A 26,289-nucleotide genomic window follows, 5' to 3' on the forward strand; every position below is an offset into this window, starting at 1 on the left:
CATATGATCCGCATTCTCGGCGCCGCGACGCTCGGCTTCGCACTTCTCAGTTCCACTGCCGCGTTCGCGGCCGGTGAACTCAACATCTTCAACTGGGGCAACTATACGAGTCCCGATCTCATCGCGAAGTTCGAGAAGCAATACGACGTCAAGGTCACGTTGACGGACTATGATTCCAACGAGACTGCGTTGGCGAAGGTTCGTCAGGGTGGCCACGGCTTCGACATGGTGGTCCCGACATCCAATGTGATGAATGTCTGGATCGACGAGGGCCTGCTTCTGGAGGCCCGTCCCGATCAGATGGAGAACTTCAAGAATGTTGACAAACGCTGGGTGAACGTGCCCTACGATCCGGGCCGCCACTACTCCGTGCCATGGCAGTGGGGCACGTCGGGGGTCTACGTCAACACATCGAAATATTCCGGCGATCCGAACACGGTGGCCGTCATCTTCGATCCGCCGCCGGAACTGGCCGGCAAGATCAACATCGTGCCGGAAATGGCCGATGTCATGTACTTCGCCATCCGCTATGTCGGTGGTGAAGGCTGCACGGGCGACCTCGCCGTGCTCAAGAAGGCGCGCGACGTTCTCAAGGCGGCCAGACCGAAATGGCTTTCCATGGACTATGGCTCCATCGAGCGAATGGCAAAGGGTGATACCTCCGCCGGCAGCAGCACGAGCGGCGCGATCTTCAGGGCTCGTCTGCAGAATCCCGCCATCGTCTACGGCTATCCGAAGGAAGGCTACCGCATCTGGATGGATAATCTCGCGATCCTGAAGGACGCCAAGAATGTCGAGAATGCCAAGCTCTTCATGAACTTCATGATGGATCCCGAAAACGCCGCGCTGCTTTCGAGCTTCGACCGCTACGCAAACGGCATCAAGGGGTCGGAGCAGTTCATGCCCGAGGACATGAAGAACGCGCCGGAAGTCAATATTCCCGAACAGTTCCGGGCGGCCGGAGAGTTCGCCGTGGCCTGCAAGCCCGAGGTGGACCAACTCTATACGAAGATCTGGACCGACGTGCTGAAGTAAGCGCCCGGGCGCCCTGAAAGGGGCGTCCATGCCTTTCGGGTTCTCCGAGCCTAGCCGAGATGTCCGTCTCGGCCTTTCACTCCTGAGCCTGCAACGGCCCCGGGCAAGCCGTCGCGTCCGCGACGTCTTGCCCCATTTTCTGGCTTCTCTCTGCACCGCATCTTCCATGTTTGTCGATGCCGGAGACCGTGCGGTTCGCCCCGCACAGTTCGGGGCGCACGCCATCGCCGCGTTGCGCGGCGATGGCATGCAGACCATGCAGCAAGGTCAGCATGAGTTTTCCCTCCGTGCGGCTCGATGGTTCGATCAGGCCGCATTGATGTGCCAGAGCGCGGCGGAGTGGCCCCAGATGCGGGCGCACGGTGGCTCGCCCTTCGGGTCGTCGAGAGGGTCGACGTTCGGAAACAGGTCCCGCTCTCGCACTGTCGCGGCGATCTGCTCGGGGCTGAGGGTGCGCTCCAGCGTATCAAGCTGGGCGTTGGCCCATCCGGCCATGCGTTGCAGTTCGGGATGCGGATCGCCGTTTTCAGGGCACGAGAGGGCGGCGATCCAGCGCTTCAGCCCGTCCGCGCGCCGTTGCGCGTCGAGGAGGTCGTCAAGCAGCGCCAGGCGCGCGCTTTCGCGCTGGCGGCGGGCGGCGGCCATCTGTTGCCGGCGCCCCAGGTCCTGCGGATCGTAGATCTCGGGGGTGTCCATGTGCAGCTCCATCGGTTTTCTTGCCGCCGACGATAGGCTTGCTGTCCGGGTGCCTGCGCTCCGATTGTTGCCTTCAAATCGGAAATCGGCGCCGACCCGGAATTCGATTTGAAAGCAAGGACCGGAGGGTGGCCAGGCGCATCGGTCTCTAGACTGACTTCACAACGAACGAGAGGTCAGGACGATGCGTGAAACCATTCGATTTGCGTGGGGAACCAGTTCCCTTGGCGATTTTGTCGTCGCCGTGTCGGACAGCGGGATCGTGGCGCTCGAATTCAGCGCCATGCGCACCGCGATGGAGGACGCGCTGCGCGCCCGGTTTCCGGACGCTGCGCTCGACCATCGTCCGCAAGAGCTTGCCGGCATGATCGACATCCTGGCCGGTGCGATCGACGATCCCGCAAGGCCCTGCGACCTGCCGCTCGATCTGCGTGGCACCCCCTATGAGGTTCAGGTCTGGCGCATGCTGCAGGGCATTCCTGCCGGCCAGACCACGAATTACGGGACGCTGGCGGCGCAGCTCGGTTCACGCGATCCGCGGGAGGTGACGGCCGCGATCGCCAGCAATCCCATCGCCTTGATCGTGCCCTGCCATCGCGTCATCAAGAAGGATGGCTCGATTTCCGGCTATCGATGGGGTGTGCGCCGCAAGCAGGCGCTTCTGGCCCGCGAACGGCGCGTCGCGGCGGAATGATATGGCGGCTGTTCCCCTGGCCGAGCCGCTCGATGTCATCCGGCTGTCCTTCGCATCCGTCGACGCCGCGCGCGACCGTTTTCCCGGCTACCGCCTGGCGCGGCTGGTCGCGGCGCGGCTCGACCTGGACGAGGACGACATCGAACGGCTCTCCGATATGCTCGGGATCGATCTCCTGCAGTCCATGGCAGGCGTCGCGCGGCCGTTCGACCGTCATTTGCGCGATGTCATCGCTCTCTATGCTCTGGGAGCCCTGTTCCGCGATGACGGGCATGCGCCCTATCATCATGCGATCCGGCCGACCGGTTACGATTATCATCGGGACGACGTGGACCCGTCCGGCATGGCCCTGTGGCGGGCCGACTATCGCGCGATGCCCGAGGTCCGCCAGATGATGGCCGCGTCCATCGTCTGGCTCTATCGGGCGGGGAAGGACAATGTCTGGCTGCGCCGCGTGCCCTGCACCTGGCATGCCGCCGAGGCGATTGCCTGTCTGCGCGGCAGCGGCGCCTTGCGGGACTGGGCCCGTCTCTATGCGCTCTATCCCGGCTGGTAGTGCTGCGATCCGTAAAGGGCGGATCGCAGCAGCGGATGGGACAATCGGCAGCGCGCCGTCAGCGCGCGTCGTGGAAGATGATCCCGACGGTATGGCGCATGCCGGAGCGGACGCGGCTGACGCCGTGGCGCAGGTTCACGCGGTAATTGCCCTTCGTGCCCTGGACGGGACGATTGTGGACGGCGAAGGCGACGGCGTCACCCTGGCGAAGCGGTACCACCTCGACGCGGCTCTGCATGCGCGGGCGTTGCTCGGTCAAGGCGAATTCACCGCCGGTGAAGTCGCGGCCCGGCTCCGAGAGCAGGATCGCGACCTGGATCGGAAAGGCGAGGTCGCCGTAGATATCCTGGTGAAGACAGTTGAAATCGCCAGGACCATATTGCAGCAGGAGCGGTGTCGGTCGGGTCTGGCCGGCGGCGTGGCATTGCTGCTGGAAGGCGGCATGCGTGCCGGGAAAACGCTGGTCCAGTCCCATCCGTTCGTTCCAGCGGTTGGCGACGCCGGCAAGGCGCGGATAGAGCGCCGTGCGCAGGCCGCCGACGACATCGGGCAGTGGATATCTGAAATAGCGGTATTCGCCCTTGCCGAAGCCATGCCGCGCCATGACGATATGGCTGCGGAAATGGCTTTGCTCGGGATAGAGCGATGCGAGGCTTGCGCATTCCTCGGGCGTGAGGAGACCGGGCAGCACGGCGCAGCCGAAGCCGTCGAGTTCGCCGGCAAGCCCCTGCCAGTCGTAGGCGGCAATCCTGGCTTCCGCGGATACCTCCGCGGAAGACGGGTCCTGATTGATCGCGGTCCTGCTCATGCCGAGGCTTCCTTCTCGATGAGAGTGCGTTTGCGCTCGATGCCCCAGCGATAGCCGGCGAGCTCCCCCGTGCCGCGCAGGACGCGGTGGCAGGGGATGGCGAGCGCGAGCGGGTTGGCGGCGCAGGCATTGCCGACGGCGCGCGGGCTGGCCAGCGGGCTGATCCAGCGCGCCAGGTCCCGGTAGCTGACCGTCTGGCCAGCCGGGATGGTCAGCAGCTTTTCCCAGACGCGGCGCTGGAACGGCGTGCCGCGCATGTCGAGCGTCAGATGAAGGCCGCCGCAGGGCTTTGCCATGTAGCGCAGGATTTCGGCGACATCCCCCTTCACGGCCTCCTCGCCAAGGACGAGCGTGGACTTCGGGAAACGGGCAGCGAGATCGGCGGCCAGTTCCTCTGCATCGTCACCGAGCAGGATCGCGCAAACACCCTTTGCGCTGCGCGCGACCAACACCTTGCCGAGGTCGCAATCGGTGATGGCATAGGACAGGATGTCAGCGGGCGTCGCGGGAGACTTGACCCGCAGCCTCGGCCGCAGCGCATTCATTTTAAGGATCAGGTTCATTGCCGTCACTCCGTGCTTGATGGGATGGCTGAACCTTAGGGCCGGGGCTGCCGTGTCAAACTCCGGTCCTTGCTTTCAAATCCAAGAAAGGCCGGCTTGCCGGCCGGTGCTCAAGCGTGCCCGTTCAGGTGAGCCTGAGGATCGTGGTCTCCGTGAGAAGGTAGGTCTCGCCGGAGGCGAAGCGGACTTCGGCCTCGCCATTGTCGCGCATCTGCAGCTCGGCATGGCCGGCGGCCACAAGCTCGCCGATGAATGCCATCACGAGCGCCTTGTCCGCGTTTCCCCGGGTGCGTGCCCCAGGCATGCCGGCGGCGTCCGTTCCAGGTCGCTTGCGCCGGCTCGTCCTGGCGTCGGATCCGCCCCGCGAGCACATGAGCGTGGTTCCTTGTTCTGGTCGTTGCGGCGGGCGGACCGTGAACGCCCGCCCGCCGCATTTCGATTGTTCTCGTCGAACGGCAAGGCGTCCGAGGGCTTGAGCATGTCAGGTTCAGATTGAACCAGACATGCTCTAAATTCTTTTGTTTTCGTTTGTCTTTTCGGGAAAACCGGTTCCCACTTTTCCCTGACAAACTCTAGAGAGCGCCCCGGAAGGTCAGATTGATGCGCATGCGTCCGACGGTGTCGTGGATGCCGTCCTTCAATTCGGGAACGCCGTGATGGAAAAGCCGTGACGGGCCGCCCCAGACGGCGACGTCGCCGTGCCGCAGCGCATATTTCTGCACGGGATCGGTCCGCTTCAGGCCGCCGAACTGGAACGTCGCCGGCAGGCCAAGCGAGACCGACACGATCGGATTGGCGAAGTCGCGTTCGTTCCTGTCCTGATGCAGCGAAAGGCGGGCGCCGGGTTCGTAGCGATTGATCAGGCAGGCGTCAGGCCGGAAATCCGGATAGCCTGCCCGCGCCGCCGCCGTGATCGCCAGATCGAGGAAACAATCCGGCATGACGGGCCAGGGTCGACCGGTTTGCGGGTCGGTGCGGTCGTAGCGATACCCCGTGCGATCGGTAACCCAGCCGGCCGCGCCGCAATTCGTCATCGCCACCGACATGGTGAAACCACCCGGCGTGACCATGTGCCGGAAGGGCGACGAAGCGGTGATATCGTCGAGCGCGATAAGCAGGGCCTTTTCGTAGGGAAGGGCCGCGCCGCGTAACAGCATCGCACCCTCCGCCATGATCTCCGTCGCGGGTTCTGCGGGCGCAAGCCTGCCAAACAGATCGGGCATCGGTTCTGCCTATCGGATGTTCCGTTGATCGAAGGGCGGGGTCATTTCAAGACGTTTCCGCGCTCGCGCGGGACGCGCCAGAGATACCAGGCTGCGACCGTGCGATGGGGCGACCAGGCCTTCGAGATCGCACGCAGCTGTTTCGGCTTCGGCTGCTCGGGCAGCGATTTCAGGACGCGATAGCCTTCGCGAACCCCGAAATCGTCGACGGGCAGAACATCCATCCGTTCCAGCGCGTACATCAGCAGCATTTCGACCGTCCAGCGACCGATGCCCTTGATGGCGACCATGCGCTCGATCAGCGCTTCGTCTTCCATGGTGGCCGCAATCGGGCGGGCGGGGATCAGGCCGTCCAGCGTTCCCTGCGCAATGGCCTTGATGGTGCCGATCTTGCTGGCCGAAAAGCCGCAGGCCCGTAGCGCATCGAACCTGGCTGCGACGAGATCGTCCGGGGTGGGAAAATCCCGGTTCGCGAAGAGCCCCTTGAGGCGGCCGATGATCGCGTCGCCGGCCTTGGCCGTCAGTTGCTGATAGGCAATCGCCCGCACGAGCGCCTCGTAGGGCTCACGGGCGGCCTTGGGATCGTGCCGGCATGGCCCGACCAGATCGATCAGCCTTGCCCAGTCCTCGTCCTGGTCCGCGAGGAAGGCAACGGAATCATCGTAACGTGAAAAAAGGTTCATGCGGTCCGTCCGGCGAGCGCGGTCGAGGGCTGGAGCGCTTCCCGGTCGAGCAGGACGCGCTTGCGGTCGACGCCCCAGGCGTAGCCGGAAAGCGCGCCGTCGTTGCGAACGACGCGATGGCAGGGAATGGCGACCGCGAGGGTGTTGGCGGCACACGCGCCGGCGACTGCCCGCCGGGCGCGCGGCGCGCCGATGCGGCGGGCAACCTGCGAATAGGAGAGACGTTCGCCGACGGGAATCTCCTGCAGGACCTGCCATACCCGGCGCTGGAACGCGGTGCCGCGGACGTCGAGCGGCAAGTCGAGACCAATGCCCGGATTTTCGACGAAGCCGCAGACACGGGCGACCAGCGCTTCATAGTCGCGGTCCATGCCGATCAGGCGTGCCTTCGGAAACCGATCCTGCAGATCGCGCACCAGCGCCTCCGGGTCGTCACCGAGCAGGATCGCGGCGACGCCCTTCGTGCTGGACGCCACGAGGATCGCGCCGAGACAGGACTGGCCGACGGCGAACTTGATGTCCTCGTTGGCGCCTCCCGCGCGATACTGCGTCGGCGTCATGCCAAGCATGCCGTTCGATTTCTCATAGAAGCGGCCACTCGAATTGAAGCCGGCGTCATACATCGCCTCGGTGACGCTGGTGCCGGTTTCGAGGCCTTGCCGCACCTTCTTCGCGCGCTGTCCGGCGGCATAGGCCTTCGGGGTCAACCCCGTCGATGCCTTGAACATGCGATGGAAATAGCTCGGACTGCGGTCGACGGCGGCCGCCAGCGCCTCCAGTGACGGTTCTTCCTCGCTGTCCTCGATGATGCGGCAGGCTTTCGCGACGAGCGCGGCATTCTCGCATTCGAGTGTCGGGCCATCGGGATTGCAGCGGCGGCAGGGCCTGAAGCCGGTCGCGCGGGCGCTTTCGAGCGTGTCATGCAGGGCGACGTTCTTCGGGTTCGCGGCACGCGACGGGCAGGAGGGCCGGCAATAGACGCCGGTCGTCGAAACGGAATACCAGAGCTGGCCGTCGGCGGACTTGTCACGTGCGAGGACGCGCGCCCAGCGGGGATCGTCCGCCACGGGAACCGATGAGGGGGGAAGGGGTGATGCGGGCCGGATGGTCGTGTCCATGGTCTCTGCTCGGATGGGTCTGGCATGATCGTGCCGCCGATCGGCGTCGGCCACACTCCGATCCTTGCTCTCAAATCGAACGAAAACCACCCGGTTCTTGCGCTGGCCCGGCTGTGCTGCACGGCAGAAACGGGGAGGCCCGCACCGGATCCGTGCGCGCCTCCCGTTCTCTCGCGACGTTGCATGGAGCCCGGCGGGCGGCGTCCTTCCGTCAGGCCTTGCGGATCAGCCCGAGCTGCATCATCGCCGTCAGGCCGTCGTCGAGGCCGTGCTCCTCGACGATCATGCCGTCGACCACCTTCAGCACGGTCTTGCCGGTGAAGTGCATCTTGCGGCCGGTCGCGGCAGGAAGCGCATCGTAGCCGGGCAGGAGATCGTCCCAGCCCGCACCGGTATGCGTGCCGCCGCCTTCCCACTGGCCGACGACATGGTCGCCCTCGGCGATCAGGTCCGCCGTGCCCCAGAAGTTGAGGTCGGGAAAGGCGGCGCGGAAATCGGTCATGAAGGCCTTGATGTCCTCGCGGCCGCGACGCGGCTCGTGCAGGGAATAGTGCAGCAGCATATCGGGATGGGCGATCTCGTCGACGACGGCAAGATTGACGGTCTTGCCCCAGAATTCGGTGAACCAGCGAACGACGACGGCCTTGTTGTCTTCTTCTTTGCTCATGGAAAAATCCTCTCTTCCAGTCGGGCGGGCATCGAAACCGTTCGATGACCTGCGAGAGGGATATCGGAGCGCGGCGGTCGCCAAACTCCGGTTCTTCTCTTCGAACCGGAAACGGCGGGGCCGGGGACAGACCTGTCATCGGGCGGCATAACACCCTGGGGTTATTGGCTTTGCCCGCGACTTCCCCGACCTTTCACCCCAAGACCTGGAGGAGGGGAACATGACACAAACAATCAAACTCGACCGAACGCTCGGCCTGTGGTCCGTCGTTCTGTTTGGCCTTGCCTATATGACGCCGATGATCGTGTTCGGCACGTTCGGCGCCCTGGCATCGGTGAGCCAGGGCACGACGGCGATGGCCTATTTCATCGCGGCGCTGGCGATTTTCCTGACGGCAGCAAGTTACGGCGTCATGGCGAAAGTCTATCCGGTCGCCGGTTCCGCCTATACCTATGCCCGCAGATCCCTCAATTCCGGTGTCGGCTTTCTCGTCGGCTGGGCGGTGCTGCTCGACTATTTCTTCTTGCCGATGGTGATCTGGCTGATCGGCGCGGCCTATCTCACCGCGGCCTTTCCGGCCGTGCCGGCCTGGATGTGGATCGTCGGCTTCATCGTGCTGACGACGGCCGTCAACGTCGTCGGCATTGCCTTTGCCAACCGCGTCAACGTGGTGCTCATGCTGGTGCAGCTTTCGGTGCTGATCGCCTTCGTCGCGCTCGCGGCACGCTACGTCATCGCCTTGAACGGTCCCGGCGGGCTTGTCTCGGTCCGGCCGTTCTTCGAGACCGGGGTGCCGTTCGGCGCTTCCATCGCCGGCGCCGCCATCGCGGCCTATTCGTTCCTCGGCTTCGACGCCGTCTCGACCCTGACGGAAGAAACGCGCGAGCCGACCCGCACCATGCCGAAGGCGATCATGATCATCGCCGTCATTGGCGGCCTCATCTTCACGGGCTCGGCCTATGTCACGCAGCTTGCCCATCCGGGCGGCACCTTCGCCTCGGTCGATTCCGCCGCATCGGAAATCGCCCTGATGATCGGCGGAGACCTCTTCGTCACGGTGTTCCTTGCAACGCTCGTGGTGGCGCAGTTCACCTCGGGCCTTGCCGCGCAGGCGAGCGTCGGCCGGCTGCTCTTTGCGATGGGGCGCGACGGCGTGCTGCCCGCCGGCATCTTCGGCAAGCTGCACGAGAAATGGCGCACGCCCGTGCTCAACCTGATCTTCGTCGGCATCGTCGGCCTGCTCGCGCTGACGCTCGACATCACCACTTCGACGTCCTTCATCAATTTCGGCGCCTTCCTTGCCTTCACCGCCGTGAACGTCTCGGTGATGGCGCTTTATCTCAAGGGCCATGCGGTCGTGCGGCCGCTCGGGCCGGTGCTAGGGCTGATCGTTCCGGCGGCTGGCGCCCTGTGTGACCTGTTCCTGCTGTGGAACCTCGACAGCCACGCCAAGCTGCTCGGCATCCTCTGGCTTGTCATCGGCATCGGCTACCTTGCCTATCTCACGCGCTTCTTCCAGCTTGCCCCGCCGGAGGTGGAGTTCGCCGAATGATCAGCGCCGGCTGAGGAAGAGATGGAAGAGTTCCGCCTGGCTGGAAATGGTGAGCTTGGCATAGGCCTGGCGGCGGTGGACCTTCACGGTGTTCGGCGAAAGGGCGAGCGTGGCGGCGATGGAATAGGTGGAGTGACCCTTCAGGATCAGGGTCACGATCTCCAGTTCCCGCTTCGACAGCAGCGGATGGCTGATCGCCGCCGCCGCCTTTTCCTCGACGTCCGGCGGGCTGAAGCGGTCATGCCAGTGTCGTTGGCAAAGCGCCTGCACCACCGGGGCGGCGCTTTCCAGCCGGTCGATATCGCGCCGGGAAAAGGCCGGCACGTCCCCGATGCGCGACAGCGAAAGGACCGCATCGGCATGCGGCAGTTTCAGGATGAAGCCGATCTCGTCGACAATGCCCGTCGCCTGGTAGTGGCGGCGGTAATATTCCGTTTCGGCGAAGCGGTCGGGGGCAAGCCGCCGCATGATCAGGATGCCGCCCGTCGGGCTGTTACGAACCGCGTCATAGAACGGATCGAGGATATAGGCGCCGGCAAGATAGTGGTCGACGATGGTGGTTCTATCGCCGACGATGCGTGCGTTGTCGAGGTCGAAGGCCTTGCCGCCCGCCGCATAGGCAAAGCCGTTCATCATCTCGAAGGGGACGAGATGGCGCAGCGCCTGTTCCAGTGCCGCGGGGAAACCCGCTTCGCCAAGGCTCGCCACCGCCGCGGCAAGGCCGGCATTCCATTGGTCGATATAGGCTGCCGCGCCGTCTGCCACGATCCGTCCCCGTTCCCTGAAGCCAAGACCTAGCACGGAGTTTGCCGCCATGCAGACAGTTTCTCACCCGCATCCGCTCGATCTGCCGGCAACCGAAATCGCCGATGGCATCCGCGCGGGGCATTTTTCCGCCGAGACGGTGATCGCCGAATCCCTCCGGCGGGCGAAGATCGTCAATCCCGCATTGAACGCCTTCACGGTCGTGCGCGAGGAGGCGGCGCTTGCCGCCGCCCGGGCGGCGGATCGGCGCCGGGCAGGGGGCGGTGCTCTTCCCCCGCTTCTCGGCGTGCCCTTCGCTGCCAAGGACCTGACGCCGACGAAGGGCGACCTGACGACACTCGGCTCCTGGTCGCGCGCGGATTGGGTGCCCGACGAAAGCGCCCTGTGTATCGAGCGGCTGGAAGCGGCGGGCGCCATCCTCATCGGCAAGACGACGACGCCGGAATTTGCTCATTCCAGCTTCACCGCCAGCCCGCGCTGGGGCATCACGCGCAATCCCTGGAACGCGGCGCGAACCAGCGGCGGCTCTTCCGGCGGTTCGGCGGTCGCGGTTGCCACCGGTGTCGTGCCCTTCGCCGAGGGCACGGACATGGGGGGCTCGGTGCGCATTCCGGCGGCCTTCACGGGCACCGTCGGCCTCAAGCCGAGCCTTGGGCGCATTCCCATGACCATCCTGCCCAGCACCTTCGACAGCATTTCCCATTTCGGCCCGCTGGCGCGCACGACGGGAGATGCCGTCGCCTTCATGGCCGCCGCGGCAGGACCCGACGACGCGGATATCTTCTCGTTGCCGTGTGCCTTTTCGGTGGAGGAGGCCGCGGCCCGTCCGCTCGCCGGCCGCCGCTTCGCCCTTTCGCTCGACCTCGGCTACTACAGCGTGGAGACGCCCGTGCAGGCATCGATCCTGTCGGCGGTCGATGCGCTGCGGGCGGCGGGCGCGGTGGTCGAGCCCGTCGAGATCGGCTGGACACGGGCCGTCAACGACCAATGGTACGATCTGTGGTGCGTGTTCATGGCCGCCTTTTTCGGCGAGGCGCTGGAGGGGCATCGGGACCGCATGGACCCGATCGTCGTCGATCTCGTCGAACGCGGCCGGACGTTGAGCGCGGTGGCCTACAAGCGGGTGGAACTGTTGCGCACGCGGATGTGGAGAGATCTCTCCGCGGTGCTTGCCCGCTACGATGCGCTGCTCTGCCCGACCTGCGCCGTCACGGCGCCTCCGGCCGATGCCGACGACAACGACTATGTCGCCGACCTGTCGGACGGGCGCTTCCGCGGCCTCGACATGACCTGCCCTTTCAATCTCCTGCCGCAATGCCCGGCCCTGTCGGTGCCGGCGGGGCTTGCGGACGATGGCCTGCCCGTCGGCCTGCAGATCGTCGGCCGGCGTTATGCCGACGAGACGGTTCTCTCGATCGGTGGCGCCATCGAGCGAGTGCTTCGCATGGCCGGATTGACGGGCCACCGTGCGAAAGGCTGGGCCTGGTGAAGGACGCCTGCAGGCCCAAAAGGCATGTCCTGAATTGCAGGATATATGACATTTGAGACATGCGGTTTCCGATCTAACATTGCCTCATCGATTGAAACCAAGGAGTTCATGATGACTGGCAATGGAAATGGAACGGCGCTGATAACCGGAGCGTCCTCCGGCATCGGGGCGATCTATGCGGATCGTCTGGCGCGCAGGGGCTATGATCTCATCCTCGTCGCGCGCAACAGGACGCGGCTCGACGATCTCGCCCGGCGTCTCACGGACGAGACGGGCCGTGCCGTGGAGGTTCTTGCCGCAGACCTTGGCAACAAGGCCGATCTCGGCCGCGTCGAGGCGCTGCTGAAGGCGGATGCCAGCATCACCATGCTGGTCAACAATGCCGGCATCGGCGCGACCGGGCCGTTGCTCGTGTCCGATATCGACAGGATGGAGGACATGATCACGCTCAACGTCAATGCGCTGACGCGCCTGACCCATGCCGCAATCCCCGGTTTCGTCGCCCGCGGCGGCGGCACGGTCGTCAACATCGCATCGATCGTCGGCATCGTGCCGGAGGCGCTCAACAGTGTCTATGGCGCCAGCAAGGCTTTCGTGCTGGCGCTTAGCCGGGCGCTCCAGGCTGAACTGGCCGAAAGCAATGTCCGCGTCCAGGCCGTGTTGCCCGGTGCGACGGCGACCGATTTTTGGGGCCTTTCCGGCACGCCGCTGGAGATGGTGCCGAGCGAGATCGTCATGTCCGCCGAAGACATGGTGGATGCGGCGCTCGCCGGGCTCGATCTGGGCGAGACGATCACCATCCCCTCGCTGCCCGATACCGCCGACTGGGAGACCTTCGAGGCGGCCCGCCAGCGGCTGCGGCCGAACCTCTCGCGCAACAGACCGGCCGACCGCTACCAGGTCGGGCGCGCGTAACGGCTATTGTGCATCGCTGGATGGCGTGAATATGCTGCATCCGGCGATTTCAGACAGGATCGGATGGGCCATGCACACAATAGGCTATGTCGTCTTCCCGGATTTCCAGCTGATGGGCTTTGCCGCGGTCACGGCCTTCGAGATGGCCAATCTGGCGCTCGGCGAAGAGGCCTATGCGATCGATCTGCTTTCCGAGACCGGCGGGGAGGTCAGGTCCTCCGCCGGTTTCGGCGTTCTCACCAGGGCCTTCGGCGAGACCGTCTACGATACGGTGATGATTGGCTCCGGCGCGGCCGTGCCGCCGGTGACGCCCGCCGTAACCGCCTTTGCCCGCGATGCGTTCGACACGGCGCGGCGGGTGGCGGCGCCGTGCACGGGGGCCTTCGTGCTTGCCGAAGCCGGCCTTCTCGAGGGGCGGCGCGCGACGACGCATTGGGCTTTCGCCCGCCTGCTGCGCGAGCGCTTTCCGGCCATCAAGGTGGAGGAGGACCGCATCTTCATCGTCGATGGCAATGTCTGGACGTCGGCAGGCATGACGGCGGGTATCGATCTTGCGCTGGCGATGATCGAGAAGGACCACGGGCAGGCGGTTGCCCGCGACGTCGCCCGCAAGCTCGTCGTCTATCATCGGCGCGCCGGCGGCCAGTCGCAGTTTTCCGCCCTTTTGGAAATGGATCCGAAATCGGACCGGATCCAGCGTTCGGTCAGTTATGCAAAGGCGAACCTGCGCAATGTGCTGTCCGTCGAGGAACTTGCCGATGCAGCCGGCCTCAGCGCCCGCCAGTTCAGCCGGGCCTTCCGCTCCGAGACGGGGCAATCGCCCGCCAAGGCTGTCGAGACCCTGCGCGTGGAGGCGGCGCGCATGCTGATGGAGCAGGGCCGCCATTCCATGGACGTCATCGCGGTGGAAACCGGCTTTGCCGACAGCGACCGCATGCGCCGCGCCTTCCTGCGAACCCTCGGCCAGCCGCCGCAGACGATCCGCCGCAATGCGCGCCGGGACCTTGCCGCAACGTAGATAGCGATTGTCGCGACGCCTTTAATTGGTTCTACTCCTGGCCGGCTCGTGTTCCGGGCCTAGATGATAAGGTGCATCAGGGGAGGCGGCGGCGATGGCCAGGCTCGTATTCGGAATGAACCAGTCCCTCGACGGTTACGTCGACCATATGAAGTTTGCGCCGGGCCCGGGGCTCTTTCGCCATTTCATCCGGGAGGCCGAGGGGCAGGTGGGCAGCATCTATGGCCGTCGGATCTATGACATCATGCGCTACTGGGACGAAGAGCATCCCGAATGGGGCGAGGACGAGCGCGCCTTCGCGGCCGCCTGGCGGAGGCAGCAGAAATGGGTCGTCTCTCGCACCCTGACATCCGTCGGCCCCAATGCCAGCCTTGTCGGAAAGGATCTAGAGGGTGCGGTCCGCGCCCTGAAGGCCGAGCACGATGGCGAGATCGAAGTCGCCGGCCCCAACCTGGCGAAAAGCCTCACCGACCTCGGGCTGATCGACGAGTACCGCATCTATCTGCATCCCGTCGTGCTGGGGCACGGCGACCCCTATTTTGCCGGACCCCGCCCGCCGCTTCGCCTTCTGGCGCATGACCGGATCGATGGGGACGTGATCCGCTTGACCTATGCTCCTGCCTGATCCGGCGGGCCGCCGCTGAAGGTTGCCTCTTGCCGGAGGTCAGCCCTCGGGCGCGTGGCAGACCGCTTCGATATTGTGTCCGTCCGGGCCGATGACGAAGGCGGCGTAGTAGTTGGCGTGATAGCGCGGGCGTAGGCCAGGTGGGCCATTGTCCGTGCCGCCCGCCGCGAGGGCCGCCCGGTAGAAGGCGTCGACCTGCTGACGGGTTTCGGCCGCGAAGGCGATGTGAAGAGGCGCCGGTTTCTCCCCGGTCTGGTAGAGGCACAGCGACGCCTGGTCCTTCGCGCTGAGCTCGATGCCATAGGATGGCGCGCCCTCCGCCACGATACCGACGCCGAGCGGTTCGAGCGCCTCGAGAAAGAATGTCCTGCTTGCGGCATAGTCGTTGACGCCGAACTTGACGTGGTCGAACATGAAGGCTTCCGATCGTGCGGTTTGGTGGGGCAAGGGTATCACGGCCGGCCCGCCGGCGTCGCGATGACGCTCACGCGGCGGCGCGGTTCCTTGCGGAAATCTCGCTTCGGCGTTCCCAGAGCACGAGGACCATGCTGGAGGCGACGATGAGCAGGGCTCCGAGGAAGACGTTCCAGGCGGGGATTTCCGCCCAGATCGCATAGCCATAGGCGAAGGCCCAGATCAGGCCGGTATATTCGACCGGCGCCAGGGCGGATGCCGGCGCATAGCGGAAGCCCTCGTAGAGCAGGAACTGGCCGAGCGTCGCGATCAGGCCGAGGCCGATCATCAGCATCCAGCCTTCGGCATCGGGCGTGCGCCAGATCCAGGGGAAGGAGACCGCGCAGGCGAGGCCGAACAGCAGGCTCGTGGCGAACATCTGTGTCAGCGTGCTTTCGCTGCGGCTCACCAGCCGGATGAGGATCGTGCTCCACGCCCAGCAGAAACCCGCGACGAGGCACATGGCGGCGGGGATGAGATGGGGGGAATGCGACGGATTGGCCGCGATCACCACGCCCGCAAAGCCGCCGATGCAGGCAATCCAGCGTCCCGCCCCGACGGCCTCCTTGAGAACGAGGATCGACAGGAAGACCGTGATGATCGGTGCGGAAAAATAGAGCGTCGTGAGTTCGGCGAGGCCGAGACTGCGCGCGGCGTTGTAGTAGAGCAGCCAGGCGATGAGCATCAGGGCCGCCCGCAGCACGACCGTTCCGCGATAGGGGCTTTTCAGGATCGAGGGATGGTGGCGCACGCGCATCAGCACGCCCGATATCACGACGATGACGAGGCTGCGCATGAAAAGGATCTGCGGCACCTCGTAGGTCGCGATCATCCATTTCACCAGCGCATCCTGCATGGAAAAACAGGCATAGCCGGCCGAGGCGAGCGCAATGCCCGCCAGCGGTTTCGTGTCGATCAATCCGGAGCTCATGGATACCTCGAAATGCCCTTGCCTGTTGTTGTGCCGCATTGTCCGACGCCGAAGCGATGCCGCTTCGGCTGGACATGCGTTAGAGGGCCGGCCCTAACTGGATGGGGCTGCCGTCGCTGAAACGCCCGAGGCGGAAACGATGAAGATTGTGCCCGGTCGCATTGCCCTGGATGAGGTCGGCGACGACGCGGCCGATGCCCGGTCCGATGCCGAAGCCGTGGCCGCTCATGCCGGTCGCCACGAGCAGGCCGTTTATGGCCGCCGCACGGTCCACGATGGGCACCACGTCGGGCATGGCGTCGATCATGCCGGCCCAGGTCGCCTTGAAGGGAATGCGCTGGAGATGGGGGAAAAGGTCGAGGAAATTGCGCTCGATGGCGCGCAGGCCTGCGCTCTCCGGCGCCGGGTTGAGGATGCGTCTTTTCTCGAAGGGGCTGACGGCATCGGGCGCCCAGTCGCGCGGCGTCGACCAGCTGTCGGGATAGGTCGCCGGGGCTGCCGGACTGTAGCGGGTGCCGAAGGGATTGTTCATCAGCGCGGGCATGTATTTCGGCGCGTGCCGGAAGGCATCCGGTCCGAGATAGAGCAGGCTGCTGCCGCCGGGCGCGAGGGTGTAGCCGCCGTCCTGCCGGCGCCGGAAGGCGATATGCTTTTCGGCGGCCGCGCCCGCATGGACCTCGGGCAGGGGTTCCGTGGCCGCGACGGTCGCCCGTACGCTGAGCTGCGGAATGGAAATGCCATGCCTGCGCAGGAAGAGGGACGACCAGGCCCCACCGGCTACCAGGACGGTAGAGGTCGCGATACGCCCCGCCTCCGTCCAGACGCCGCTGATCCTGCCACCGGAAACGTCGAGCGCTCGCGCGGCGCAATTTTCGACGATCCGGACGCCGAGCCGAGCGGCGAGCCGGGCAAGGGCCGGCACGGCGAGCCAGGGTTCGGCGCGCATGTCGGACGGCGTGATCATCGCGCCGGCATAGCGCCGCGACGCGCCCTTGAAGAGGCCGGCGGTCTCGTTTCCGTTGAGAAGACGGGTGTCGAGACCATGTTCGGCGGCGATCTTCATGAAGGTGCCGAACCCGGACATGTCCTTGTCGGAATGGGCAAGATAGGTGACGCCGGCCTGCGTGAGCCCGATATCCTCGCCGCACTCTTCGGCCAGTTCCTGCCACAGGCGGCAGGCCTCCATCACGATGGGCAGTTCGTCCGCATCGCGCCCCTGCTTGCGGATCCAGCCCCAGTTTCGCGAAGACTGCTCGGCCGCGACGCGCCCTTTTTCGAGGAGCGTCACGGAGACGTTGCGTTTGGCGAGATAGAGCGCCGTGGTGACGCCGATGACGCCGCCGCCGATGATCACGACGTTGGAGGCTGCCGGCAACGGTCCGGCATGCTCGATGGGGCCGGTTTCTGGGAAGGGAAAGGAGATCACGCTGCGCATTTTGAAAATCCAGGCGAGCCACCGTGGTAGTCACTCTCAAGGGGTGAATCAAGGCGCGGCGCGTAGCGACTTTTGGCCTTTAAAGGTGGGATCGGCGCATGTCGGCCTCCTGTGCGGGGAAACGGATTGATCTCGCCTGTCCCCTTCACACCCGTCTCCGTAGAACTACCGAGGCCGGCGCGAGGTCTACGAATATCGGCGCGGCGACGGGCGGGCTAATTTCCTCTCATCAAACATCGAAAGGAAGACACCATGATCCGCACCATCGTTCTCGCCGCTGCAGTCCTCGCTCCGCTCGCTGCTACCGCACAGGAACTGCCGACCGTTCCCTACCTGCCGGTCGCGCTCGCCAACAAGGCCGCAGACGCTGCGCTGCAGGCTTGCCTTGCCGAAGGTCACAATGTCAGCGTCGCTATCGTAGCCCGCGACGGCTCGACCAAGGTTCTGCTCAAGGGCGACAATTCCGGCCCGCACACCGGTTCCAGCGCTGAAGGCAAGGCTTTCACCTCGGCTGCCATGGGTCGCGACACGGCCGGCCTTGCTGAGTTCATCGCTTCCAAGCCGGCAAACGACGGCCTGCGCGACATGGATGCCCGCATGGTCATCCAGGCCGGCGGCCTGCCGATCAAGTTCGGCAAGGCTCTGGTCGGCGGCATCGGCGTCGGCGGCGCTCCGTCGGGCGATATCGATGCCGGTTGCGCGGCTGCCGGCCTGAAGGCCATCGGCGCTGCCGAATAAGCCAGACGAAGATGCGGCCCACCTCGTGTGGGCCGCTCCATTTTCAGGGAGGGCTCTCCATGCTGCGCGCGATCCTCGTTTCCATATCGCTTGTGTCCATGCCGCTTGCCGCAACGACCGTCGCGCATGCGCAGACGGCGCCGTCGACATCCGAAATCGCTGCCTATGAAGGGCTGCATCGCGCCGCCCAGAACGGCGACGTCGCCGAGATCCGCCGTCTCGCCGCCGCCGGCATGGATGTCAACGCGCGCGACGGGCACGGCCGGACGCCGGCCCATGTCGCGGCCTTCGCGTCCAACGACGATGCCCTGCGCGCCCTGGCAAAGGCCGGCGCCGACATGAACGCGCTGGAAGACCAGGACTACGACGTCGTCACCATCGCCGCGGTGGCCGACGATCCGGATTTGATGTCGCTCGCCATCGAACTGGGCAACGATCCCAAATTGACGACCAGCCGCTATGCCGGCACGGCGCTGATCGCCGCCGCGCATCTCGGGCGTGTCGAGGTGGTCCGCCGCCTGATCGCGGCCGGTGCCCCGCTCGACCATGTCAACAATCTCGGATGGACGGCGCTCATGGAGGCCGTGGTGCTGGGCGATGGCGGCTCCGACCACCAGCAGGTCCTGGGCCTGCTGCTCAAGGCCGGTGCCGATGCCTCGATCGCGGATCGCGACGGGGTAACGCCCCTTTCCCATGCCCGCGCCCGCGGCTACACGGCGATGGTGGAACTCCTCGAAGCGAAACGCTGAAACCCTTCACGCGGGGGACTTGTTCATAGGGAAGACCTGCCGGTGCGGGCTCTTTCGCGGTATTCGCCCGGCGGCAGGCCGAAATGGGCCTTGAAGGTCCGGGAAAACTGGGTCTGGTCGCCGAAGCCCCAGCTATAGGCGATTTCGGCGGCGGTCTGGACGTTGTCCGGATCTTCCAGCGCCTCGCGGCTGGCGGATAGGCGCTGATCGCGGATCCAGCTGCTCACCGTCTGGTCCGTGTCCTTGAACAGCTCGTGCAGGTAGCGCGTGGAGATGCCGCAGGCACGGGCGATGCGCTCCGGGTCGAGATTGAAATCCTGGAGATTGGCGCGCACAAAGGTTTCGATGCGGGCGAGATGGGCGCTGCGGACGGTGGAATTGCCTGACGTCAGCACGCGTTCATCGGCCTTGATCGCAAGAACCAGGAGATCGACGAGCTGGCGGCCGACCGTCGTGCGCGCCTCCTGCGTCATGCCGTCGAAGCGGCCGGGCAGGAGGTGCAGCATGTCCGTGAACAGGCCGCCGGCGCCGTTGTTGGCCTCGAACTGCAATGTGCAGAAGCGGTCCGGCGCCCGCATGCGGCCGCCGAGCGCATCGGCCTCCACCTTCAGCACCCACATGTCCGCCGCCTCCGCATGGCTGAACTGGTAGGGTTCGCTGCTGCGCTCGAGGAAGAACCCGCCCGGCCGGCAATTCACCTCCCGGCCGCATTGCGAGAAGAAGACCTCCGCCTTGGCCGGCACGGTCACCAGGAATTCCTCTTCCCGCGCGCCGCGAAAGTGATGCGGCAGACGGAGATACTGCAGCGCGTCGCAGGTCAGCCGCGAAATTGAGACATCCCCGAACCGCCAGGTCGTCAGGTCGCCGGAAAAGCGGTCGGCATCGCGAAAGCGAAGGTCGAGCGGAAAATAGGCCGAAGCGATGGCCTCGTGCCAGTGGCGGCTGCGGTCCGGAGCGCGCGTCGCGCTTGTGGTGATGCTCGTCTTCATGCGGCTTCCCCTCTTCAGGCAAAGGTACGCACAGGATTTCTGCCAGGCAACGAAAATGGCAGCTTGTGCGTTCCCGCGCAATTCGTTGTTCCCTGCCTGCAAAGACTGGCCTGAAAAACTCTGCCTAGATTGAACCCGGCTTCAACGGCGCGACAGATGCCGGCGGCCCAGGGAACAGACATTTCAACCATACGACCGGTTTCCGGGCCGTCGGTTCTCGCCCTCAACCAGCGTGAACACGATGCTTCATACCCAGACGTCCAAGATAGACCCGATCACCCTTTCGGTGGTGCGCGGCATGCTCGAAACCACCCAGCGCGAAATGACGCTCGCGCTGGAGAAAACGGCCCGTTCGTCGGTCTTCAACTTGGCGCACGACTATTCGACCGCGCTTTTCAACGGCCGGCCGGAGATGATCCTGCAGGGCCAGGATATCCCGATCCATCTCGGCTCGCTCATCCCCGCCATGAAGGCGGTGGCGGCCTTCTTCGGCGACGACATCCACGAAGGCGACCTGATCCTGCACAACGATCCGGCCTTCGGCGGCAGCCACGCCATCGATACCTGCATGTACAAGCCGGTCTTCTACAAGGGCGAGCTGGTCTACTGGACGGTCTGCAAGGGGCATCTCACCGATATCGGCGGCCCCGTGCCGGCCGGCTACAACCCCAACGCCACCGAGATCTATGCCGAGTGCCTGCGCATTCCGCCGGTGAAGATCTGGGACCGCGGCAAGCCGCGCCATGACGTGCTCAACATGATCCTTACCAACATGCGCGCCCGCCGCGACCAGGAAGGCGATTTCCGCGCCCTGATCGGCGCCTGCCAGGTGGGGGAGCGCAACCTCATCGCCATGCTCGACAAATACGGCAAGGAACAGGTGGACGCCTGCGTCGACACGCTGCTCGACATGGCGGACAAGCATATGCGCGCCCTCATTTCCACCGTGCCCGACGGCACCTATGAAGGGGCGGCGATCCTGGAGGATGCCGGCCACGGCTTCGGCGATTTCGAAATCAAGGCGACGGTCACGATCACGGGCGATGCCTGCCATATCGCCATCGATAGCCCGCCGCAGGTGCCCTATTTCATCAATTCCTACGAGGGCAACTCCCATTCGGGCGTCTATCTCGGCCTGATGATGTTCGCCGCCCTGCCGCCGCCCTACAACGAGGGGCTCTATCGCTGCGTCAGCGTCGATTTCGGGCCGAAGGGCACGCTCTGCAATGCCCAGGAGCCGGCCCCGCACATGAACTGCACGACGACGCCGATGGAGACGCTGACGGACGCCGTGCGGCTGGCCTTCGAGAAGGCGGTGCCTTCCAAGGTCTCGGCCTCCTGGGGGCATGCCAACGGCCTCAACATCGCCGGCCGCGATTCCCGCACCAACGAGGAATTCGTCACCATGGTTCTCGCCACCATCATCTCCGGCGGCGGTGCGACCCCGAAGCAGGACGGCTGGCACGCCGTCGGCCCGGAATGCTGCTTCGGCGCGCTCACCTCCGGCGATGTGGAACTCTTGGAATATTCCTATCCCATCGTCATTCACCGCTATTCGCTGATGACCGATTCCGGCGGGGCCGGGAAGTTCCGCGGCGGCTCGGGCACGGCCTGGGAAGTCGAGCCGCTCAACGGCGACATGCTGTGCATCGGCTTCGGCGAAGGCCGGCGCATTCCCGCGATGGGGGCGGCCGGTGCGATATCCGCCATGGTCGATACCAAGGTGGGGCGCGTCGAATTGCGCCGCGGCGGGAAGGTCGAGGTCGAACGCAAGAACATCATCGAGACCATCCGGCCGGGCGAGACGATCACCAATCTCAATCCCGGCGGCGGGGGCTTCGGCAATCCCTTCGAGCGGCCGGTGGAAAAGGTCGTCTCGGACGTGCGCAACGGCCTGGTGTCCATCGAGGGCGCACGGCTCGACTATGGCGTCGCCATCACGAACCGGGAGACCCTTGCGGTCGATGCGGTCGAGACCGAACGGCTTCGCGCCAGCCTTTAACGCTTTGTTTTACCGCATTTTCCGGACGCAAGACCGCGTTTCGCACCTTTGCTGGAAATGCTCCAAGGAAGACCTGACATGACCATGCACTCCTACCGTCTCGGCATCGACGCCGGCGGCACCTTCACCGACTTCGTCATCGCCGACCGGGCGACCGGTGAGGTCAAGCTGTTCAAGGCGCTGTCCACCCCCTCCGACCCGACCAGGGCCATCGAGACCGGTCTCGGGCTGATCGCCGCCGATCTCGGCAAGCCGATCGGCGAGATCATCGCCAATTGCGACCTCTGCATCAACGGCACCACCGTCGGCCTCAATGCGCTCATCACCCATCGCGGCGGCCGGACGGGGCTGATCTGCACGGCGGGCCACGAGGATTCCATCGAGATCCGCAATGGCCACAAGGAAGACGGCTACCGCTACGATCCGGACTATCCGGCCGCGACCATGCTCGTGCCGCGTTACCTCCGGCGCGGTGTGCGTGAGCGGGTGCTGTCCGACGGCTCGATCCGCACGCCGCTGCATGAGGACGATGTCCGCGAGGCCTGCCGGCTCTTCCTGAAGGAAGGCGTCGAGACCGTCGCCATCTCCTTCGTCTGGTCGGTGCTCGATCCCGCGCACGAACGGCGTGCGGCCGCGATCGTGCGCGAGATGATGCCGGATGCGATCCTGACCGTGGGCAGCGACCTCTATCCGCAGGTGCGCGAATACACCCGCACCTCGACGGCGGTGACCAACGCCTATCTCGCACCCGTCATGCGACGCTACATCACGGCGGTGGATGCCTATTTCCGCTCGCTCGGCGCCAAGCAGCCGGTGCGGTACTTCCAGTCCAACGGCGGGCTTGCCGTCGGCCAGGTGATGACCGACCGTTCCGTCTACGCCATCAATTCCGGCCCGGCCTCCGCGCCGCAGGCGGGGCTCTATGCCGGCGCGCCCTTCGGCCACAGGAATGTCATCACCGTCGATATGGGCGGCACGTCCTTCGACATCACGCTGACCCGCAACGGCCAGACCAATCTCAACAAGAACATCGACTTCCTGCGTTATCGGATCGGCGTTCCGATGATCCAGGTGGAGACGCTGGGCGCGGGCGGCGGCTCCATCGGTTGGGTGGATCCGCTCGGCCTGCTCCAGGTCGGCCCGCAATCGGCCGGCTCGGAGCCGGGACCGGCCTGCTACGGCCGGGGCGGCGTGGAGCCCACCACGTCGGACGCCAATCTCGTGCTCGGTTATCTCAACCCCGAAGGGTTGCTCGGGGGCAAGCTGCCGCTCGATGTCGGCAAGGCAAGGGCCGCGGCGGCGCGGGTCGCCGAGCCGCTCGGCATCTCCGTCGAGCAGGCGGCCTACGGCATGTTCGCCATCGTCAACAACAACATGGTCAACGGCATCCGGCGCGTCTCGGTCGAGCGCGGCTACGACCCGCGCGATTTCGTGCTGGTCGGGGCAGGGGGCGCGACGGCGGCGCATATCACGGCGCTGGCGCGGGAAATGGGCATCGACACGATCATCCTGCCCAAGCTCGCCTCGGGCCTGTGCGCCTTCGGCCAGATCATCTCCGACGTGAAGTACAACTACATGGCGCCGGCGCCGGTGCGCCTCGACAATGCGGCCGCCTATGCGCGCATCGACAGCCTCTTCAAGGAGATCGAGGCGAAGGGGGCGGTGCATCTCGAGGCGGACGGCTTTGCGCCCGAGGCCATCGACATCAAGCGCTCGATCGACATGCGCTATGTCGGCCAGGTGCACGAATGCACCGTCGACATCGGCACCTTCCCGATCGACGAGACCACCATCGAGAAGGTCAAGGACGCCTTCCACGCCCGGCATGAGGAACTCTACACCTATGCCGAACGCCACAGCGCGGTCGAGGTGGTGAACCTGGAATCCACGCTCTACGGCCGCATCGAAAAGGTGCGTCCGCCGACGCTCGCCGCCGGCGGCACGGCCGAACAGGCCCTGAAGGGGCATCGCGACGCGATCTTCGACCAGTCCGGCAAGGCGACGTCCACGCCCGTCTATGACGGCGCGAAATTCGGCGCAGGGGCGCGCATCCACGGGCCGGCCATCATCGAGGAGGTGACGACCACCATCGTCATCGAACCCGGCTGGACGAGCGTGCTGCACGAAAGCGGCAGCTATCTGCTGACACGGGAATAGGAAGGCCGGCCCCGCTTCGTGGCGGGGCGGCCGTCTGCAACAGGGAGGGACGGGAATGGCAGGCAATCCATCGGCCGCCGAGGGCGATAGCTCGGATTTTTCCAATACGGCGGTGCCGCCGCATGCGCGCATGCCGAAAGGCGCGCTCACCATGGCCTGGTGGGCGGTGTGCAGCGCGGTCTTCTACATCGTCGTCGGCGCCGCCATGGCGCTCAATTTCGGCACGCGCAACGCCATCATCGGCATCGTGCTGTCGATCGTCGTCTATGGCGTCGTCAATGCGGTGCTGAGCCGTTTCGCCATCCGCACCGGGTTGTCGGTGGCGCTGTTTTCACGCGTGCTGTTCGGCAATGTCGGGGCGGGACTTGCGACGCTGATCTTCTGCGCCACGGCCATCTACTATGCCGTCTTCGAAGGATCGGTGATCGCCGTCGGCATCACCACGATCCTGCCGTCGATCTCCTATCCGCTCGCCGCGCTGATCGTCGTGCTCTACAGCGTGCCGCTGATCTTCGGCAGCATCCAGACCTGGCTCGACAAGTTCAACGGCGTGCTGCTGCCTTTCTACATCCTCGGCCTCGTCGTCGCGGTCGTGCTCGCCATCGGGGAATACGGCTATAGCGACAAGTGGCTGAACCTCGGCCCGGAAGCCGGCGCGCCGGCCGGTGGCTGGTGGTCCTGCTTCGTCTACTACATGGGCGTCTGGGTGCTGATGATGTTCACCTTCGACTATGCCCGCTTCGGCCGCGAGGAGGATGCCGGCTATCACGCCTGGTTCAATTTCGGCACGCCCTTCTATGCCATGGCCTTCCTGGTGAGCGGTCTCTTCGGCATGTTCATGATCGGCACGGTGCCGGATCTTGGCGCGCTCTCCGAGGTCAGCGTGCTGCTGGCGCTCCTCAAGCTCATGGGCATCTGGGGCCTGCTCTTCGTCTGGGTCACGCAGACGCGTATCAACACGGCGAACTACTACCTTGCCGCCGTGAACCTGGAGGCGCTTGTCCAGCTCTTCGGCCGGCTGCCCTTCGGGCGCATCGGCTGGGCCGTCGCGGTCGGCGCCATCGTCTATGTGCTGATGCTGGCCGACGTCTTCACCTACCTGCTCTCGGCGCTCGCCTATCAGGGCATCTTCGTCGTCGCCTGGGTCGCCGTCGCCATGGCGCATATCCTGATCGACCGCTACGCGGCCCTCGTCGGCAGCGTCATCGAATATCGCTCCAGCCATGTGCCGGCCTTCAATCCCCTCGGCATCGCCGCGTGGTTCGTCGCGGCCGCCATCGGGATCTGGCTCCATGTCTGGGGTGGGGCCTATGCCGAGCTCTCGGCGCCGGCGACCGCGCTCATCGCCTTCGTGATCTATGCGGCGGGCCTCACGCAGGCACGGCGCTCGTGGTTCCTCACCGCGGGCTGATCAGCGTTCCGGCAGGTGGAAAGCCTGCTGGAAATAGGAGCGGAAGGCGAGCATGGGCGGCGTCAGTTCCATGTTCCGCCGCCAGGCGAGACCGACGTCCATGGCGGGCACGGGATCGCTGATATTGACCGTCTCGATGCGCCGGCCCTCGAGCGACCAGGGCCGGTGCACCATGTCGGAGAGGATGGCGACGCCCTGGCCGTTGGCGACCAGCGAGCGCACCGCCTCCACCGACGACGTGCGCAGGATCACGCGCGGCTGGTAGGGTGTGGCGCTCCAGTATTTGAGGGCGGAATGGGCGGCCTCGTCGACCGTCAGCATGATATAGGGCTCGTCGGCGATTTCCCTCAGCCCCACCGTTTCGGCCTGCAGCAGCGGATGCTGTGCCGGCAGCCAGAGCCGGCGCGTCGAACTCAACACCTTCTCGGTCACCAGTGCCGGGTTCAGGATGTTCGAGGTCAGCAGCACCGACATGTCGTAGCGGTTGCTGAGGAGCCCTTCTTCGATGGATTCGCGGTTGAGCTCGAAAAGCTGGATTTCAAGCCTTGGAAACAGCCGGCGCAGCCGCTCGATATGCAGCGGCAGGAAGTAGCCGATCACGGTATAGGTCGCCGCGACGGTGAGCGTGCCCTCGATCTCGCTGCTGACCACATTGAGATGCGTCGCCTCGTCCACCTTCTTCAGGATCTCGTAGGCGTGCGACAGGAACTGCCGTCCGGCGGGCGTCAGGTCCATGCCGTGCGGCGTGCGCAGGAACAGGCTGACGCCGACGGTCCGCTCCAGTTCCTTGATGGCCGTCGTGACGGCGGACTGGGAGATGGAGAGGTCGATGGCGGCCTGCGAAATCTGGCCGAGTTCTGCGGTCGCGACAAAGTAGCGGATCTGGCGGAGGCTGAGCGTCAAGGCTGTGCACGTCCTTCTGGTTTGTTGCGACATGGTATCGAAAAATCAGAACGATAGATTGCGAATTGAGCACCAAGTCGGGCCAATACAGGCGAATTCGCCTTATCCTTTTGT

Annotated in this window: 28 protein-coding genes; 13 read left to right on the forward strand and 15 right to left on the reverse strand. The window is 65.2% G+C overall.

The annotated features are described in order from the left end of the window. The first annotated feature begins 3 nt into the window (after nucleotides 1-3). Nucleotides 4-1,035 carry an extracellular solute-binding protein gene (locus V8U06_RS26110; protein ID WP_427143163.1) on the forward strand — a complete coding sequence of 344 codons (1,032 nt, stop codon included), beginning with the start codon at nucleotides 4-6 and terminating at the stop codon, nucleotides 1,033-1,035. Between the two features lie 76 nt (nucleotides 1,036-1,111). Here V8U06_RS26110 and V8U06_RS26115 read toward each other — a convergent pair whose 3' ends face one another. Beyond that, a complete protein-coding gene (locus V8U06_RS26115; RefSeq protein WP_427143164.1) occupies nucleotides 1,112-1,309 on the reverse strand; it encodes a hypothetical protein in 198 nt (65 codons plus the stop codon). A 32-nt stretch (nucleotides 1,310-1,341) separates the two neighbouring features. Beyond that, a complete protein-coding gene (locus tag V8U06_RS26120; protein ID WP_427143165.1) occupies nucleotides 1,342-1,731 on the reverse strand; it encodes a hypothetical protein in 390 nt (129 codons plus the stop codon). A 184-nt stretch (nucleotides 1,732-1,915) separates the two neighbouring features. On the opposite strand from V8U06_RS26120, the gene V8U06_RS26125 reads away from it, so the two are divergent. Together V8U06_RS26125 and V8U06_RS26130 are read left to right on the forward strand one after the other, a co-directional pair. Continuing rightward, complete coding sequence (locus V8U06_RS26125) at nucleotides 1,916-2,425, forward strand: methylated-DNA--[protein]-cysteine S-methyltransferase (RefSeq protein ID WP_427143166.1); 510 nt, start codon at nucleotides 1,916-1,918, stop codon at nucleotides 2,423-2,425. Nucleotide 2,426: 1 nt separating this feature from the next. After that, nucleotides 2,427-2,981 (forward strand): hypothetical protein, encoded by a 555-nt coding sequence (locus V8U06_RS26130; protein WP_427143167.1) that lies wholly within the window; start codon nucleotides 2,427-2,429, stop codon nucleotides 2,979-2,981. A gap of 58 nt (nucleotides 2,982-3,039) precedes the next feature. On the opposite strand, the gene V8U06_RS26135 is transcribed toward V8U06_RS26130, so the two are convergent. From V8U06_RS26135 to V8U06_RS26165, 7 genes are all read right to left on the reverse strand, one after another. Continuing rightward, nucleotides 3,040-3,789 carry a 2OG-Fe(II) oxygenase gene (locus tag V8U06_RS26135; protein WP_427143168.1) on the reverse strand — a complete coding sequence of 250 codons (750 nt, stop codon included), beginning with the start codon at nucleotides 3,787-3,789 and terminating at the stop codon, nucleotides 3,040-3,042. Then, nucleotides 3,786-4,352: a methylated-DNA--[protein]-cysteine S-methyltransferase gene (locus tag V8U06_RS26140; RefSeq protein ID WP_427143169.1), complete on the reverse strand. Its 567-nt coding sequence runs from the start codon at nucleotides 4,350-4,352 to the stop codon at nucleotides 3,786-3,788. Before V8U06_RS26140 ends, V8U06_RS26135 begins: the two co-directional genes overlap by 4 nt. A 124-nt stretch (nucleotides 4,353-4,476) precedes the next feature. Next, on the reverse strand, nucleotides 4,477-4,611 hold the full coding sequence (locus tag V8U06_RS26145; protein ID WP_427143170.1) for a hypothetical protein: 135 nt from the start codon (nucleotides 4,609-4,611) through the stop codon (nucleotides 4,477-4,479). Nucleotides 4,612-4,924: 313 nt separating this feature from the next. Then, nucleotides 4,925-5,575, reverse strand: a complete 651-nt coding sequence (alkB, locus tag V8U06_RS26150) for a DNA oxidative demethylase AlkB (RefSeq protein WP_427143171.1) — start codon at nucleotides 5,573-5,575, stop codon at nucleotides 4,925-4,927. 41 nt (nucleotides 5,576-5,616) lie between these two features. After that, nucleotides 5,617-6,258 (reverse strand): DNA-3-methyladenine glycosylase family protein, encoded by a 642-nt coding sequence (locus tag V8U06_RS26155; RefSeq protein WP_427143172.1) that lies wholly within the window; start codon nucleotides 6,256-6,258, stop codon nucleotides 5,617-5,619. Further along, nucleotides 6,255-7,376, reverse strand: a complete 1,122-nt coding sequence (ada, locus tag V8U06_RS26160; RefSeq protein WP_427143173.1) for a bifunctional DNA-binding transcriptional regulator/O6-methylguanine-DNA methyltransferase Ada — start codon at nucleotides 7,374-7,376, stop codon at nucleotides 6,255-6,257. The genes V8U06_RS26155 and ada overlap by 4 nt, the downstream gene beginning before the upstream one ends. A gap of 211 nt (nucleotides 7,377-7,587) precedes the next feature. Continuing rightward, complete coding sequence (locus tag V8U06_RS26165; RefSeq protein ID WP_427143174.1) at nucleotides 7,588-8,043, reverse strand: ester cyclase; 456 nt, start codon at nucleotides 8,041-8,043, stop codon at nucleotides 7,588-7,590. A gap of 220 nt (nucleotides 8,044-8,263) precedes the next feature. On the opposite strand from V8U06_RS26165, the gene V8U06_RS26170 reads away from it, so the two are divergent. After that, entirely contained in the window at nucleotides 8,264-9,595 is a 1,332-nt protein-coding gene (locus V8U06_RS26170) for an APC family permease (RefSeq protein ID WP_427143175.1), read from the forward strand. On the opposite strand, the gene V8U06_RS26175 is transcribed toward V8U06_RS26170, so the two are convergent. Next, on the reverse strand, nucleotides 9,596-10,360 hold the full coding sequence (locus V8U06_RS26175) for a helix-turn-helix transcriptional regulator (RefSeq protein WP_427143176.1): 765 nt from the start codon (nucleotides 10,358-10,360) through the stop codon (nucleotides 9,596-9,598). A gap of 49 nt (nucleotides 10,361-10,409) precedes the next feature. Here V8U06_RS26175 and V8U06_RS26180 point away from each other — a divergent pair, with 49 nt between their 5' ends. The 4 genes from V8U06_RS26180 (at nucleotide 10,410) to V8U06_RS26195 (ending at nucleotide 14,407) form a co-directional block, all read left to right on the forward strand. Next, nucleotides 10,410-11,849 (forward strand): amidase, encoded by a 1,440-nt coding sequence (locus V8U06_RS26180; RefSeq protein ID WP_427143177.1) that lies wholly within the window; start codon nucleotides 10,410-10,412, stop codon nucleotides 11,847-11,849. A 111-nt stretch (nucleotides 11,850-11,960) separates the two neighbouring features. Continuing rightward, nucleotides 11,961-12,764: an SDR family NAD(P)-dependent oxidoreductase gene (locus V8U06_RS26185; RefSeq protein ID WP_226923529.1), complete on the forward strand. Its 804-nt coding sequence runs from the start codon at nucleotides 11,961-11,963 to the stop codon at nucleotides 12,762-12,764. A gap of 70 nt (nucleotides 12,765-12,834) precedes the next feature. Then, nucleotides 12,835-13,782 carry a GlxA family transcriptional regulator gene (locus V8U06_RS26190; RefSeq protein WP_427143178.1) on the forward strand — a complete coding sequence of 316 codons (948 nt, stop codon included), beginning with the start codon at nucleotides 12,835-12,837 and terminating at the stop codon, nucleotides 13,780-13,782. Nucleotides 13,783-13,876: 94 nt separating this feature from the next. Next, the gene (locus V8U06_RS26195) at nucleotides 13,877-14,407 is read left to right on the forward strand and encodes a dihydrofolate reductase family protein (protein ID WP_427143179.1); all 531 of its coding nucleotides are present in this window, start codon (nucleotides 13,877-13,879) and stop codon (nucleotides 14,405-14,407) included. A 39-nt stretch (nucleotides 14,408-14,446) separates the two neighbouring features. On the opposite strand, the gene V8U06_RS26200 is transcribed toward V8U06_RS26195, so the two are convergent. The 3 genes from V8U06_RS26200 to V8U06_RS26210 all read right to left on the reverse strand — a co-directional run bounded on the left by V8U06_RS26200 (nucleotide 14,447) and on the right by V8U06_RS26210 (nucleotide 17,217). Continuing rightward, the gene (locus V8U06_RS26200) at nucleotides 14,447-14,821 is read right to left on the reverse strand and encodes a VOC family protein (protein ID WP_427143180.1); all 375 of its coding nucleotides are present in this window, start codon (nucleotides 14,819-14,821) and stop codon (nucleotides 14,447-14,449) included. A 70-nt stretch (nucleotides 14,822-14,891) separates the two neighbouring features. After that, nucleotides 14,892-15,791 carry a DMT family transporter gene (locus V8U06_RS26205; RefSeq protein ID WP_226923522.1) on the reverse strand — a complete coding sequence of 300 codons (900 nt, stop codon included), beginning with the start codon at nucleotides 15,789-15,791 and terminating at the stop codon, nucleotides 14,892-14,894. A gap of 79 nt (nucleotides 15,792-15,870) precedes the next feature. Then, nucleotides 15,871-17,217: an NAD(P)/FAD-dependent oxidoreductase gene (locus tag V8U06_RS26210; RefSeq protein ID WP_427143195.1), complete on the reverse strand. Its 1,347-nt coding sequence runs from the start codon at nucleotides 17,215-17,217 to the stop codon at nucleotides 15,871-15,873. A 261-nt stretch (nucleotides 17,218-17,478) separates the two neighbouring features. Between V8U06_RS26210 and V8U06_RS26215 the strand changes: the two genes are divergently transcribed. After that, nucleotides 17,479-17,964: a GlcG/HbpS family heme-binding protein gene (locus tag V8U06_RS26215; RefSeq protein ID WP_226923510.1), complete on the forward strand. Its 486-nt coding sequence runs from the start codon at nucleotides 17,479-17,481 to the stop codon at nucleotides 17,962-17,964. A 59-nt stretch (nucleotides 17,965-18,023) separates the two neighbouring features. After that, nucleotides 18,024-18,713, forward strand: a complete 690-nt coding sequence (locus V8U06_RS26220) for an ankyrin repeat domain-containing protein (RefSeq protein ID WP_427143181.1) — start codon at nucleotides 18,024-18,026, stop codon at nucleotides 18,711-18,713. Nucleotides 18,714-18,736: 23 nt separating this feature from the next. On the opposite strand, the gene V8U06_RS26225 is transcribed toward V8U06_RS26220, so the two are convergent. Then, nucleotides 18,737-19,702, reverse strand: coding sequence for an AraC family transcriptional regulator (locus V8U06_RS26225; RefSeq protein WP_427143182.1), 966 nt, complete (start codon nucleotides 19,700-19,702; stop codon nucleotides 18,737-18,739). Nucleotides 19,703-19,943: 241 nt separating this feature from the next. Here V8U06_RS26225 and V8U06_RS26230 point away from each other — a divergent pair, with 241 nt between their 5' ends. The 3 genes from V8U06_RS26230 to V8U06_RS26240 all read left to right on the forward strand — a co-directional run bounded on the left by V8U06_RS26230 (nucleotide 19,944) and on the right by V8U06_RS26240 (nucleotide 25,272). Beyond that, nucleotides 19,944-21,704 (forward strand): hydantoinase B/oxoprolinase family protein, encoded by a 1,761-nt coding sequence (locus tag V8U06_RS26230; RefSeq protein WP_427143183.1) that lies wholly within the window; start codon nucleotides 19,944-19,946, stop codon nucleotides 21,702-21,704. Nucleotides 21,705-21,782: 78 nt separating this feature from the next. Then, complete coding sequence (locus tag V8U06_RS26235; protein ID WP_427143184.1) at nucleotides 21,783-23,861, forward strand: hydantoinase/oxoprolinase family protein; 2,079 nt, start codon at nucleotides 21,783-21,785, stop codon at nucleotides 23,859-23,861. 55 nt (nucleotides 23,862-23,916) lie between these two features. After that, nucleotides 23,917-25,272, forward strand: a complete 1,356-nt coding sequence (locus V8U06_RS26240; protein ID WP_427143185.1) for a purine-cytosine permease family protein — start codon at nucleotides 23,917-23,919, stop codon at nucleotides 25,270-25,272. On the opposite strand, the gene V8U06_RS26245 is transcribed toward V8U06_RS26240, so the two are convergent. Next, a complete protein-coding gene (locus V8U06_RS26245; RefSeq protein ID WP_226923480.1) occupies nucleotides 25,273-26,175 on the reverse strand; it encodes a LysR family transcriptional regulator in 903 nt (300 codons plus the stop codon). Nucleotides 26,176-26,289: the final 114 nt, after the last annotated feature.

This window comes from Shinella sp. G-2 (assembly GCF_050172695.1).
Classification (GTDB): Bacteria; Pseudomonadota; Alphaproteobacteria; order Rhizobiales; family Rhizobiaceae; genus Shinella.